Below are 13656 nucleotides of genomic sequence, written 5' to 3'. Positions count from 1 at the left end.
TGCCCTCGTAGCTCAGGGGATAGAGCACGGCTCTCCTAAAGCCGGTGTCGTTGGTTCGAATCCAATCGGGGGCACGGAGAAAGCCCCACCCGTGAGGGTGGGGCTTCGTCGTGCCAGGGCACGGAGGTCTTGCAGGTCCCGGTTGACCCGGCTGAGCTTCCCGGAGAGGCAGCCGCCGAGCCGGGTTCTCGGCTTCCCGAGGCACGGGGGCAACGGCGTGGAGCCAACCGCCCGGACTCAGCCCCGCGGACGCTGCCCCGGCAGCTTGCCCTGGGAGAAGTCGTCCAGTTTGCGCCGCACCACGGAGACCGCGACCAGTACGGCAACCAGCACGAGCAGCGCGAGGAGCACCCAGCGCGCGACCACGAGGCCCGAGGCCCAGGCGGCGGCGGAGGGGTTGTCCGGGTGGGCCACGGCGGCGTCGAGCGCGGAGTTGCCCAGCAGGAAGACCACGGCGTAGAGCAGGGGCACGGCCCAGTACACCCACTTGCGGGCGCGCTGCGGGGTGTTCAGGCCGATGAAGAGCAGCCAGCCGAGCCCCACGAGCAGGGGGGTGAACAGCCCGGTGGTGGCGTGGACGCCCGAGTACTCGGTGCGGCCGTTCTCGCCGAGCGCACGGGCGAAGTCCGCGAGGTGATCGCCCGAGAACCCGCCCGCGAGCAGCTCCGGCGCGGTGACGCCACCGGCGAGGTTGCCGGACACGCCCTGCAGGACGAGCAGGTGGTAGTAGAGCCACAGCGCGAGCCCCACGAAGAACGCGACGCCCACCAGGATCCCGGCGGACGAGCCCTTCTCCGGCTCCGGCGCGAGCTCGCCCGAACGCATCTCGTGCACGCTCACGGGACGCACCGGCGCCGCCCTCGGAGTGCGCGGGGTGGTCGGTGCCGACCCCGCGTCCTCCCCGTACTTCTTGGCCTTCTGCGCTCTGGTCATACCCATGGCCCCATTATCCCCCGGGTTGTACTGTGAACGACTACGGGTACCACTCCCGTGACGGGGTGGCGGACGGGTGCCCCGCGGGCACCGCGAAAGGTGGTGACGGTCATGGAGCTCTCCATCGGCCTTCCGGACGGCCTGCTCCTCAGCGCCGGGGACGGCAGCGGGCTCACCCTCTACGAGGCGGACCACACCACCGTGCGACGGCGCATCGACTGCGCCGTCCTGGCCGGGTCCCGGATCGCGGACATCGTGTGGTCGCACAAGCTCTCCGCCGTGGTCGTGGCGGTCCCGGACGCGAACCAGTTCTTCCGCTGGGACCCCTACACGGACGTCCTGCAGGAGTACGGCGGCACGGGGGAGTCCGGCCGGCGCCACGGGAAGATCGCCCAGGCCAAGTTCGCCGCGACCGTCTCCATCACCGAGGGCTCGGACGGCAGGCTGTGGCTCGTGGACCGGGACTCCTCCTCCCTGCGCTGCATCGTGGTGGACACGGACCGTCCGGACGGGGACCCGCACGTGGTCACGGTCGTGGGCAGGCACGGGGCCGGCTTTCAGGACGGCCCGGCCGCAGACGCCAAGCTCGACCACCCCGAGGACCTGCAGATCCTCTACGACGGCTCCGTGGTGGTCGCGGACACCGGCAACGACGCCCTGCGCCACCTGGACCCGGACGAGGGCGAGGTCACCACCACCTACGGCGGCCCGGAGCAGGACCCGGAGGACTTCGACGACGACGCCGTGGTGCTCAGCGCTCCCGTGCGGGTCACCGTGGCGGACTCGAACCTGTGGGTCGAGGACGCCAACGGGCGCCACCTGGTGGAACCCCGCTACGTCTGACCCGGGATCCGACCGGGTCCGTTGGGGAGTCACGCGGCCCGTCCCGGGCCGGCCCGCGCGTCGGAGGCGCTGGCTAGACTGGGCGCACCATGGACTACCTCTCTGACAACCCCCTGCTCTCCGCGGCGTCGGTTCGGACCACCGCGGGAACCCGCGACCACGCACCCGCGGAGGTGGCGGCGTCGCCCGCGGACCTGGTGGCCGGCCTCAACGACCCCCAGCGCGCGGCCGTGGAGCACTCCGGCTCGCCGCTGCTGATCGTCGCGGGCGCCGGATCGGGCAAGACCAGGGTCCTGACGCACCGGATCGCCTACCTGCTCGCCACGGGCCGTGCCCGGCGCGGGGAGATCCTGGCGATCACGTTCACCAACAAGGCCGCAGCGGAGATGCGCGAGCGGATCGTGGACCTGGTGGGGGAGTCCGCGCGGTCCATGTGGATCTCCACGTTCCACTCGCTGTGCGTGCGGATCCTGCGCCGCGAGGCCAAGACCCTGGGCCTGAACACCAACTTCTCCATCTACGATGCCGCGGACTCCCTGCGGCTGATCACGCAGGTGGCCAAGCAGCACGAGCTGGACCCCAAGCGCTTTGCCCCCAAGGCCATCCAGCACAAGATCTCCGCGCTGAAGAACGAGCTCGTGGACGACGAGACCTACCTGGCGCGCGCGAACTCCACGGACCCCTTCGAGTCCGCCGTGGCGCAGGTCTACCGGGGCTACACCCAGCGGCTGCGGGCGGCCAACGCCATGGACTTCGACGACCTCATCGGCGAGACCGTGCACATGTTCCGGGCCTTCCCCCAGGTGCTCGACTACTACCGGCGCCGCTTCCGCCACGTGCTGGTGGACGAGTACCAGGACACCAACCACGCCCAGTACGCGCTCGTGCGCGAGCTCGTGGGCGCGGACGCCCCGCAGGGCAGTGACGCCACCGGGCTGCCGCCGGCGGAGCTGACCGTCGTGGGCGACTCGGACCAGTCCATCTACGCGTTCCGCGGCGCGGACATCCGCAACATCACGGACTTCGAACGCGACTACCCCTCCGCCCGGACCATCCTGCTGGAGCAGAACTACCGCTCCACGCAGAACATCCTCTCCGCCGCCAACGCTGTGATCTCCCAGAACGCGGACCGCCGGGACAAGAAGCTGTGGACCGCGGAGGGGGACGGTGCCCCGATCGTCGGCTACGCCGCGGAGAACGAGCACGAGGAAGCACGCTTCATCGCGGAGGAGATCGACCGGCTCCAGGACGAGCACGGGATCCGCCCCGGGGACGTGGCCGTGTTCTACCGCACCAATGCGCAGTCCCGCTCCCTCGAGGAGATCCTGATGCGCGTGGGGCTGCCGTACAAGGTGGTGGGCGGCACCCGGTTCTACGAGCGCAAGGAGATCAAGGACGCCATGTCCTACCTGCGCGCGATCGCCAATCCCGCGGACGACATCACGGTGCGCCGGATCATCAACGAGCCCAAGCGGGGGATCGGGGACCGTGCGCAGGGTTCGATCGCCGCGCTCGCCGAGCGGGAGGGGATCTCCTTCTCGGACGCCATGCACCGCCTGGACGAGGCCCCCGCGCTCGCCACACGCTCCGCGAACGCCGTGGCCAAGTTCTCGCAGCTCATGGACGACCTCCGGGAGCTCTCGGAGGGCGCCTCCGTCACGGCGGTGCTCGAGGCGGTCCTGGAGCAGTCCGGCTACCTGGAGGCGCTGCGCTCCTCCTCGGACCCGCAGGACGAGTCCCGTGTGGAGAACCTCGCGGAGCTCGTGGCCGTGGTGCGGGAGTTCGAGAAGGACCACCCGGACGCCGGGCTCGGCGAGTTCCTGGAGCACGTCGCGCTGGTGGCGGACGCGGACCAGATCCCCCAGCAGCCCTCGTCCGAGGAGGGCGGGGCCAGCGCCCAGCAGATCGCGCGCGAGGTCGAGGAAGCCCGTTCGCAGGGCGTGGTGACCCTGATGACCCTGCACACCGCCAAGGGTCTGGAGTTCCCCGTGGTCTTCCTGACCGGCATGGAGCACGGGATCTTCCCGCACCAGCGCAGCTTCGCGGATCCCTCCAGCATGGAGGAGGAGCGCCGGCTCGCCTACGTGGGGATCACCCGCGCCCGGCAGCGGCTCTACATCACCCGCGCGGAGTCACGCTCCATGTGGGGGCAGTCCCAGTTCAACCCGGCCAGTCCGTTCCTGGACGAGATCCCCGCCCACCTCATCGACTGGAAGCGCGAGGGCGCACCGGCCGGCGGTGGCTGGGGTTCGCCGGTCCACAGCACGGGACAGGCGAGGGACCCGCTGCGCGGCTCGTCGTGGGGCGCGGGGGCGGGATCCGGGGCCACGTTCCGGCGGCTGTCCCCGGCGTCGTCGGGCCGTGTGGAGCCCAACCGTGAGATCCCCGCGCTGAGCGTGGGTGACGCCGTGGAGCACAAGGCGTTCGGCCGCGGCTCGGTCGTCGCGCTGGAGGGCTCCGGGGACAAGACCGTGGCGAAGGTGCGCTTCGGCGCGGAGGAGAAGCGGCTGCTGCTGCGGTACGCGCCCATGACCAAGGTGGACTGAGGGGTCTCACGCCGCCGGGGGCCGCGGCAAGGAACCATGGCGCGGACCCGCGGCGAGGCAGCGCGGCGCGGAAGAGTGCCGCATCGGAGCGCGGCGCCGTGTCAGAGCACGGCGAGGACGAGCACCGTGAAGCAGGCGGTGACGCGCAGGGACTCGCCCGAGCGCACGTGCAGCATGCCCAGCAGCACGTAGGTCACCAGCGTGGTGAGCGCCATGGCGCCACCCTCCGCCAGGAAGGCCACCGCACCCAGGAGCACCCCGGTGACGAGCCCGCCCCACGGCACCCAGCGCGCGAACGGGCGGTCCACGAGCTCGCGCACGGCGCGGTGTGAGTAGGCCAGCACGCTCGCCGCGACCGCTCCGTAGCCGAGGAGCCGCAGCGTCCACGCCAGCATGGCCAGCCACGCCGCGCCGCCGTACTCCGTGAACAGCGTTCCGTAGCGCTCCACGGCGGCCATGGTCCAGGTGTCCTCGAGCAGCCCTGGCAGCAGGAACGCCACGAGCACGGCCGCGAGGAACAGCAGCAGCATCCCGCGCCACGGCCGGTGGTCCAGCAGCTCGCCCGAGCCGTCACCCGACGCGCCGGCGGACGTCAGGCCCTTCGTCCTGGTCGACGCTGCGGTGCGGGCTCGGGCCTGCACCCCGGCAGGGGCAGCGGTCCGTGCCGCCGCCGGTGTCGCAACCGGCGCCGCTGCAGGCAGGGGGTCCACGCCGCGGCGTCGTGACCATGCGACCAGTGCGCGGGCGACGAGCAGCCAGGCGACCCCGAGACCGCTCCACACGAGGCACTGCGCGCCCAGGGGAAAGAGCCCGGGGACGGCGCCCGTTACGGTCAGCGCGGTGCCTGCCACCACCAGCTCGAGGCCCAGCGAGAGAAAGGCGATCGTGGCGAGGGAGGCCATGAACCCGCGGTCCGCCTCGCGGGCGTCCCAGGTCTCCGGCAGGGGGATGCGTCGCATGGGGACCAGTCAACCAGGCCGGTGCGCGGGGGCGGAAACCCCGGTCCGGGCCCCGGGCCCGCCCGGACACATGTGCCCTGCGTCGGTCCCATGGACTAAAATCGCCGAGAGGGCACTGTGAGCGCAGCGCTGCGCCGCATCCCCCCACATCAGGTCGATCCAGCCGGGGGTTCCCGGCATGGGCCGACACACCTCGACGCAGAAGGACACTTATCCGTGGACCTGTTTGAGTACCAGGCACGCGACCTGTTCGAGAAGCACGGCGTTCCCGTGCTGGCCGGCATCGTCGCCACTACCCCAGAAGAAGCCAAGGCAGCTGCCGAGAAGATCGGCGGCGTGACCGTCGTCAAGGCCCAGGTCAAGGTGGGCGGACGAGGCAAGGCCGGCGGCGTCAAGGTCGCGAAGACCGCCGACGAGGCCTACGAGTACGCCCAGCAGATCCTGGGGATGGACATCAAGGGCCACACCGTCCACCGCGTGATGATCGCGCAGGGTGCGGACATCGCGGAGGAGTACTACTTCTCGGTGCTGCTGGACCGCGCCAACCGCTCGTACCTGGCCATGTGCTCGGTCGAGGGCGGCATGGAGATCGAGCAGCTCGCCGTCGAGCGCCCGGACGCCCTGGCCCGCGTGGACGTCAACCCCGCGGAGGGCATCACCGAGGCCAAGGCCCGCGAGATCGTGGAGCAGGCCAAGTTCGACTCCGAGACCGCGGAGAAGGTCATCCCCGTGCTCGTGAAGCTCGGCGAGGTCTACGCCAAGGAGGACGCCACCCTGGTGGAGGTCAACCCGCTGGTGAAGACCGGTGACGGCCAGATCCTCGCCCTGGACGGCAAGGTCTCCCTGGACGACAACGCCGAGTTCCGCCACCCCGAGCACGCCGATCTCGCGGACAAGTCCTCCGCGGATCCCCTTGAGGAGAAGGCCAAGGAGAACGACCTCAACTACGTCAAGCTGGACGGCGAGGTCGGGATCATCGGCAACGGCGCCGGCCTCGTGATGTCCACCCTGGACGTCGTGGCCTACGCCGGTGAGAAGCACGGCAACGTGAAGCCCGCCAACTTCCTGGACATCGGCGGCGGCGCGTCCGCTGCTGTGATGGCCGCGGGCCTGGACGTCATTCTCGGTGACCCCCAGGTGAAGTCCGTGTTCGTCAACGTCTTCGGCGGCATCACCGCGTGCGATGAGGTCGCCCGCGGCATCGTCAAGGCACTGGAGATCCTCGGGGACTCCGCCACCAAGCCCATCGTTGTGCGCCTGGACGGCAACAACGTGGACGAGGGACGCGCCATCCTCCGCGAGGCCAACCACCCGTTGGTCACCAACGCGGACACCATGGACGCCGGCGCCGACAAGGCCGCCGAACTCGCCCACTCCGCCAAGTAACCGCCCACGCGCAGATCTACCAGGAAGAAGACATGTCGATCTTTTTGAACAAGGACTCCAAGGTCATCGTTCAGGGCATCACCGGCGGCGAGGGCACCAAGCACACCGCACGCATGCTCGCGGCCGGCACCCAGGTGCTCGGCGGCGTCAACGCCCGCAAGGCGGGGACCACGGTGAGCCACCAGGACAAGGACGGCAACGCCGTCGAGCTGCCGGTCTACGGCTCCGTGAGCGAGGCCATGAAGGAGACCGGCGCGAACGCGTCGATCGTCTTCGTGCCGCCGGCCTTCTGCAAGGACGCCGTGATCGAGGCCATCGACGCCGAGATCCCGCTCGTCGTCGTGATCACCGAGGGCATCCCCGTGCAGGACTCCGCCGAGTTCTGGGCGCACTCCCAGGCGAACACGGACGCGGACGGCCGCCCCAAGACCCGGATCATCGGCCCCAACTGCCCGGGCATCATCTCCCCGGAGGAGTCGCTGCTGGGCATCACCCCGGCAAACATCACCGGCAAGGGCAAGCTCGGGCTGGTCTCCAAGTCCGGCACGCTGACCTACCAGATGATGTACGAGCTGCGGGACCTGGGCTTCACCACCGCCATCGGCATCGGCGGTGACCCCGTGATCGGGACCACCCACATCGACGCCCTCGAGGCGTTCGAGGCGGACCCCGAGACCGAGGCCATCGTGATGATCGGCGAGATCGGCGGCGACGCCGAGGAGCGCGCCGCGGAGTTCATCAAGGGCAACGTCACCAAGCCCGTCGTGGGCTACGTGGCCGGTTTCACCGCCCCGGAGGGCAAGACCATGGGCCACGCCGGCGCCATCGTCTCCGGTTCCTCCGGCACCGCGCAGGCCAAGAAGGAGGCCCTCGAGGCCGCCGGGGTGAAGGTCGGCAAGACCCCCTCGGAGACCGCGCAGCTGATGCGGGACATCTTCGCCGGCAAGTGACCGGTTCCCGGGACTCCGGGACCCAGCTACGACGACGCCGCTCGCCCACCTCGGTGGGGAGCGGCGTCGTCGCGTTGTGGCGCGGGCTCACGGCGCGTGACCTGGCATCGGCGGGCTCGTTCGCCAGGGGCCGGTGCGGAGCGCAGGTCCGCGGCGGGGCCCGCGCGGAGTTCAGGCGAGCACGATGGTGCGGTTGCCCGAGATCACCACGCGACCCTCCGCGTGCCACTTCACGGCGCGGGACAGCGCCTGGGTCTCCGCCTCCGAGCCCACCGTCACGAGGTCCTCGGGGGTGTGCGCGTGGTCCACGGGGATCACCCGCTGGGCGATGATCGGTCCCTCGTCCAGGTCCGGGGTGACGTAGTGGGCGGTCGCGCCCACCATCTTCACGCCGCGCTCATAGGCCTGGTGGTAGGGCTTGGCGCCCTTGAAGGACGGCAGGAACGAGTGGTGGATGTTGATGCAGCGCCCGGCGAGCTGCTGGGTGAGCTCGTCCGAGAGGATCTGCATGTAGCGGGCCAGCACCACGAGCTCGGTGTCGTACGCGTCCACGAGCTCGAGCAGCTGTGCCTCCGCCTGAGCCTTGGTGTCCCGGGTGACGGGGACGTGGTGGAACGGGATCTGGTAGAAGTCCACGAGGGGCTGCAGGTCCGTGTGGTTGGACACCACGGCCACGATCTCCACGGGCAGGGAGCCCACGTGCGCACGGTGCAGCAGGTCGGCGAGGCAGTGGGAGATCTTGGACACCATCACGAGTACGCGGGTCTTCTTGCGGGCGTCCACGAGGCGGAAGTCCATGCTGTGCTTCTCGGCCACGGGACGGAAGCCCTCGATGAGCGACTGCGTGGTCACGGTCCCCGGCGCGCTGATGGTGTGGCAGCGGATGAAGAACTCGTTGTCGTGGCGGTCGGAGAAGTGCTTGACGTCGAAGATGTCGCAGCCCTGATCCGTGAGGTTGGATGCCACCGCGCTCACGAGACCGTAGGCCTCGGGGCAGTGGACGGTCAGGATGTGCTCGTCGGACGTGGCCTGCTGGGCGGACATGAGGGGGTTGCTCCTGGGTCAGGGTGGGTCACGGTGCGGTGCGCCCGCTCTGTGCGGCGTGGCGACCGGAGCTGATCTTATCGTCCCGGCGAGACGCTTTCCGGGGAGAGGCCGCCAGGGGTGGCAGAACGCCCGGTGCCGGCAGTTGCGGCGAAGCACCGCCGGTGGGTGGAACCGCGGCCGACGAACCGCCCCGGCGGCGAAAGCCCCGGGGAAAGACCCCGGGGGAAGAAAGCCCGGGGCGTTGTCGACCGGTGGCCGCGAGAGCGGACGGTAGGAGCCCGTCCGGCGCGGGGAGAGGTGCGCCTCTGTCGGAGAACCAGCGGCCACCGGCAGGCGACAACGCCTCAACGGGATCAAGCCGTGGGCTGAGCGGCTACCGACGCACAGCATCAACCACAGTGCACCCCCCAGTGCAGGTGTGGCGATTTCCCTGTGCGAAGTCTCCCGTTGCGGTGGTTCGTAGAACCACGTGCCCAGAATATCCGAATTTCTCAGAGTGCTCCTAGCCATTGATTTTTCATGCACACCGTCCGGTGTGGAACACGATCCGACCCGCGGGTTGCCCGCCACTCTCCGATGACCTAAAACATGGCTCTGACTAAGGGGAATGCAAAAACGACGGTGTGCTATAACGATGAGCGATCGGGAATCCCGGGTTATGTTCTGGATCACACATCATCTTGTGGGCGGTAGAGGGGACAAGTGTGGTGTGTCACCGGGAAGAAGTACTCCCGGTCCGGATCACGCCGTGCCCGTGTTGAAGGCCAGTCCGAGCAGGTAGGTGGCCATGGCGGCCCCGTATCCGATCCCGAGCTGCCGCAGACCACGCTTGAGCGGGGAGGCTCCGGAGAGCAGGCCCACGAAGCCGCCGGTCAGCAGCAGGGCGGCACCCACCAGGGCCATGCCCACCACCAGGGCCACCCAGCCGCCCAGGCCGAAGAGGTAGGGCAGGATCGGGATGATCGCGCCGGAGGCGAAGAAGCAGAAGCTCGACGCCGCCGCCCCCAGATCCGTGCCCAGGGCCTGGTTCTCGCCCGAGCCGCCGGGGGCGTCGTCGTCGGCCGCGCCGGAGAGCGCGAGGCGCGCCTTCTCGTCCTGGAAGGACAGGGATGGGTCGCAGTCGCAGTCGTGGTAGCCCAGGCGTTCGGCCGCGCGGTGCTCGGCAGCCTCCTCGCTCATGCCGCGGGCCCGGTAGATGAGCGTGAGCTCGTTGGCGTCCAGGTCCAGTTCCGGGGCCACCTGCAGGGTCACCTGGGTGGGCTGGGACGCGTCCAGCAGCTCGCGCTGGGAGCGCACGGACACGAACTCGCCCGCGCCCATGGACAGGGCGCCGGCGAGCAGGCCCGCGATGCCGGAGAACAGCACCATGGAGCTGGAGGTGCCCGTGGCTCCCACTCCCATCACGAGTGCGAGGTTGGAGACCAGGCCGTCGTTCGCACCGAAGACTGCCGCCCGGAAGTTGCCGGAGAGCCGGGTGCGCCCGTCGGTGGCCAGAGCGCGGATGATCTCCTCGTGCACGGCCTCGTCCGCGGCCATGGCGTCGGTCGCGTCCGGGTCCTCGCGGTAGGGGGAGCGGGACTCCGCGCGCTGCAGCAGCGCGAGCACGAACACCGAGCCCACGTGCTTGGCGAGGAACATCAGGATCCGGGCCTGCAGCGCGGGGCGCACCGTCTTCTGCGCGTGGGGGCCGAGCAGGCGGCGCCAGTGCTCCGCGTGGCGGCCCTCGCCCTCCGCGACGCTGTGCAGGATCTCCGCGTGGCGCCCGGAGCTGTGGCGGGCCAGGTGCTCGTAGGTTGCGGCCTCCGCGAGCTCGTCCGCGAGGTAGTGGCGCCAGCGGCGGATCTGGGCTGGCGTGGGCTCCGGGGCCCCGGGCGCGGGGGAGGGCGTGACGGTTTCTGGTGGCATGGGTGAGGATGCTACGCCGCTCGGCGCGCAGAGTGCTTTCGGCGGTCCGAACCTGGGTGGCGCGGGTCCACGCACCAGGGAGGTCCGGGCTCACACCCCCACGAGCGCGCGGATGTCGTCCGCGTCGAGGGTTGCGGAGAACACGCGCTCGTCGTCCAGCACGGCGCTGAAGAGGTCCGCCTTGCGGGTCTTCAGCTCCATCACCTTCTCCTCGATCGTGTTCTCGGCGACCATCCGGTAGACCATGACCTTCTTGGTCTGCCCGATCCGGTGGGTGCGGTCCACCGCCTGGTTCTCCGCGGCGGGGTTCCACCACGGGTCCAGGAGGTAGCAGTAGTCCGCCTCGGTGAGGTTGATGCCGAAGCCGCCGGCCTTGAGGCTCACGAGGAACACGGGTGCGCGCCCGCTGCGGAACGTCTCGAGCGCCCCGGCGCGGTCACGGGTGCTGCCGTCCAGGTACGCGTACGCGATCCCGGCCTCGTCCAGCCGGTCCGCCACGATCTTCAGGAAGCTCGTGAACTGGCTGAACACGAGCGGGCGGTGGCCCTCCTGCACGAGCTGCGGCAGCTGCTCGAAGAGGACGTCGAGCTTGGAGGAGGCCGCCGTGGACTCCGGGTCCACCAGGGACGGGTCCAGTGCGAGCATCCGCAGCGTGGTCAGGGACTGGAAGATGGTGAACCTGTTGCGGTCGAAGTCCCGCAGCAGCCCCAGGATCTTGGCCCGCTCCCGCTGCAGCCGACGGTCGTACGCGGCGCGGTGCTCGGGGTTCAGCCCCACGGGCAGCACGTGCTCGAGCTTGGGAGGAAGCTGCAGGTCCACGTCCGCCTTGGTGCGCCGCAGCATGAACGGCCGCATCCGGGCGCGCAGCCGCGCGAGCGCTTCCGGGTCCATGGCACGTTCGATCGGGCGCTGGTAGTGCTCCACGAACTGGCGGCGGGACGGGAACAGCCCCGCGGCGGTGAGGGAGAGCAGGGACCACAGCTCGGCGAGGCTGTTCTCCATGGGCGTGCCCGTGATGGCCAGGCGCGCCCGGGAGCGCAGGTTCTTCACGGCACGGTAGGCCTTGGTGCGGGGGTTCTTCACGAACTGGGCCTCGTCCATGACCACGCCGCCCCAGTCCACGCCCTGGTAGGCCTCGGCGTCCAGGCGCAGCAGCGCGTAGGAGGTGAGCACCACGTGGGAGCCCGCCGCGGCCGCCGCCACGGAGTCCTTCGTGCTCGTGAGCACGGTGCTGCTCAGGGAGGGCGCGAAGCGGCGCAGCTCCGAGGACCAGTTCGCCACCACGGAGGTGGGCGCGATCACCAGGTACGGCGGCTGCTGCGGGTCCCGCTCGACGGCGCGCAGCACGGCCGCGATGGTCTGCACCGTCTTGCCGAGGCCCATGTCGTCCGCGAGGATCCCGCCCAGGCCGTGGTCCCACAGGAAGCTGAGCCAGCGGAAGCCCTCGTACTGGTAGGGGCGCAGCGTGGCCTGAAGCGTGTGCGGGACGGCGGGGGAGGGGATCTCGTCCAGGTGCGTGAGGGCCCGCACGCCGTGGCGCCACTGCTCGGCCTGCTCGGTGTCCGTGGCGAGCTCCTCGAACTGCTCCCACAGGCTGCTCTGGTACCGGTTCAGGGCCAGGGGGGCGCCCTTGTCCTCCTGCAGGGTCCGGGCCTCCGCGATCAGCTCCCGCAGCCGCACGAACTCCGGGCGGTCCAGGGAGAAGTAGGAGCCGTCCGGCAGCAGCATCACGTCCTGGCCGCGGTCCAGGGCCTGGAAGATCTCGGAGAACGGCAGGTAGTGCTCGCCCACCTTCACGGTCACCCCCAGCCCGAACCAGTCGTGGTGCTCCGTGGGGGCCGTGGAGACCGTGATCTCGGTGGGCTCGGTGATCTCCTCGTAGACCGGGCGCCCGCCGGTCTCCTCGATCCGCAGGTCCGGGATCTTGCGCAGCTCGGGCAGCCAGGAGCGCAGCAGCGTGAGGGCGTCCTGCGCGGCGTAGGAGCCGCGGCGGAAGTCCAGCTCCGGGATCCGGCGGTGCACGGCCTGGACCATGGCGGACTCCCACCCGGACTCGCGAGCGACGACCTCGTCCCCCAGGGGGTCCAGCGGACGGAAGGGCAGGCGAACGCGCTCCCGCCCCTTCTGGTACTCCCACTCCCACTCGACGCGCTCCGTGAGGTCGTCGTGGTGGACGGTGAGCACGAACTCCGGGTCCGCGACCTGCGGCAGGGTGAGCGACTCCTCCCCGGCGGTCACGTGCATGCTCTGGTGCAGCCGCGGGAAGTAGTTCTCGAAGAACTCCTCGACCCCCTCCTGCGGCACGGTCAGGCTCTCCGCGCGGTCCAGGAAGGAGCGCTGCTGCTTGTTGAGGCGGGTGGCCAGGGGCACGAGGTGCAGGGGGAACTGGTTGAGGTCCTCGGCGGCGTCGAGCGCCTCCGGGGTGGCCTGCGGGTAGAAGAGGCCGTGGCCGGGGTCCCCGATGATCCGGGTCCAGCGCATCGGGATCTCCGCCTCTCCCACGACCACCTGGGGCCGCAGCCGCAGCTCGCCGTTCTCGCCCGGGTCCACCCGGACCTCGAAGCGCCCGGCGGGATCCAGCTGGACGGGCGCCGCCGTGCCGCGCGAGACGAGCGGGATGCCCAGGGACTCGGCGCGGGCGAGCAGGGGCCACAGCAGCGGCGAGGTGTAGCGCTCCACGCGCAGCTGGTAGCGGTCCGCGGCGAAGCTGCCCCGGTGGGACTCCGCGAGTGCCCGCAGCTCCTCGAACCAGTCGAGCTGCTCGTCGTCGAGCACCCCGGAGCGGGCGTTGGAGCCGAGGTTCGCCCAGTCGATGCCCGAGCGCACCCAGCCGCGCCGGCCACGCACCACGGGCCGGGCCGAGAGGGTCACGGGGATCTCCCCGGGTGATTTCTGCCACGCCCTGGGTGCCCTGTTCTGGACCCGCGCGAGGTCGAGCTCGAGCGCCACGGTGGGGCCGGAACCGGGATCCGCGACCACCCGGTCCGTGCCCGAGCGGGGGACGATGAGGGAGAGTTCGCTGCGCCAGTCCGGCGCGGCTCCGGACGTGCGGGGATCCGGGAACTGCGCAGCACCAACCATGGCGTC

At 70.5% G+C, this 13656-nt stretch carries 9 protein-coding genes and 1 tRNA gene; 5 read left to right on the top strand and 5 right to left on the bottom strand.

Features of this window, described 5'->3' with window-relative positions; all coding sequences use genetic code 11:
- Window position 1: 1 nt before the first annotated feature.
- Window positions 2-74, top strand: a tRNA-Arg gene (locus KVA01_RS02775).
- Between the two features lie 163 nt (window positions 75-237).
- Here KVA01_RS02775 and KVA01_RS02770 read toward each other — a convergent pair.
- Window positions 238-939: a hypothetical protein gene (locus KVA01_RS02770; protein ID WP_141268838.1), complete on the bottom strand. Its 702-nt coding sequence runs from the start codon at window positions 937-939 to the stop codon at window positions 238-240.
- 105 nt (window positions 940-1044) lie between these two features.
- Here KVA01_RS02770 and KVA01_RS02765 point away from each other — a divergent pair, with 105 nt between their 5' ends.
- Together KVA01_RS02765 and pcrA are read left to right on the top strand one after the other, a co-directional pair.
- A complete protein-coding gene (locus tag KVA01_RS02765) occupies window positions 1045-1776 on the top strand; it encodes an NHL repeat-containing protein (protein ID WP_231860664.1) in 732 nt (243 codons plus the stop codon).
- A gap of 89 nt (window positions 1777-1865) precedes the next feature.
- Entirely contained in the window at window positions 1866-4322 is a 2457-nt protein-coding gene (pcrA, locus tag KVA01_RS02760) for a DNA helicase PcrA (protein ID WP_068469953.1), read from the top strand.
- Window positions 4323-4423: 101 nt separating this feature from the next.
- Here pcrA and KVA01_RS02755 read toward each other — a convergent pair whose 3' ends face one another.
- Window positions 4424-5281, bottom strand: a complete 858-nt coding sequence (locus KVA01_RS02755) for a hypothetical protein (protein ID WP_068469955.1) — start codon at window positions 5279-5281, stop codon at window positions 4424-4426.
- 216 nt (window positions 5282-5497) lie between these two features.
- On the opposite strand from KVA01_RS02755, the gene sucC reads away from it, so the two are divergent.
- Together sucC and sucD are read left to right on the top strand one after the other, a co-directional pair.
- A complete protein-coding gene (gene sucC, locus KVA01_RS02750) occupies window positions 5498-6667 on the top strand; it encodes an ADP-forming succinate--CoA ligase subunit beta (protein ID WP_068469957.1) in 1170 nt (389 codons plus the stop codon).
- Window positions 6668-6699: 32 nt separating this feature from the next.
- Window positions 6700-7617 carry a succinate--CoA ligase subunit alpha gene (sucD, locus tag KVA01_RS02745; protein WP_068469959.1) on the top strand — a complete coding sequence of 306 codons (918 nt, stop codon included), beginning with the start codon at window positions 6700-6702 and terminating at the stop codon, window positions 7615-7617.
- A gap of 171 nt (window positions 7618-7788) precedes the next feature.
- On the opposite strand, the gene purU is transcribed toward sucD, so the two are convergent.
- The 3 genes from purU to KVA01_RS02730 all read right to left on the bottom strand — a co-directional run bounded on the left by purU (window position 7789) and on the right by KVA01_RS02730 (window position 13650).
- Window positions 7789-8661 (bottom strand): formyltetrahydrofolate deformylase, encoded by an 873-nt coding sequence (gene purU, locus KVA01_RS02740; protein WP_068469962.1) that lies wholly within the window; start codon window positions 8659-8661, stop codon window positions 7789-7791.
- Between the two features lie 744 nt (window positions 8662-9405).
- Window positions 9406-10569: a VIT1/CCC1 transporter family protein gene (locus KVA01_RS02735; protein WP_141268836.1), complete on the bottom strand. Its 1164-nt coding sequence runs from the start codon at window positions 10567-10569 to the stop codon at window positions 9406-9408.
- A gap of 90 nt (window positions 10570-10659) precedes the next feature.
- Complete coding sequence (locus KVA01_RS02730) at window positions 10660-13650, bottom strand: DEAD/DEAH box helicase (protein ID WP_141268834.1); 2991 nt, start codon at window positions 13648-13650, stop codon at window positions 10660-10662.
- Window positions 13651-13656 lie beyond the last annotated feature (6 nt).

The sequence above is a fragment of the Kocuria varians genome, from assembly GCF_006539885.1.
Classification (GTDB): Bacteria; Actinomycetota; Actinomycetes; order Actinomycetales; family Micrococcaceae; genus Kocuria; species Kocuria varians.
The sequence above is the reverse complement of the archived record's forward strand: the minus strand, read 5'-3'. Positions and strand labels throughout refer to the sequence as shown.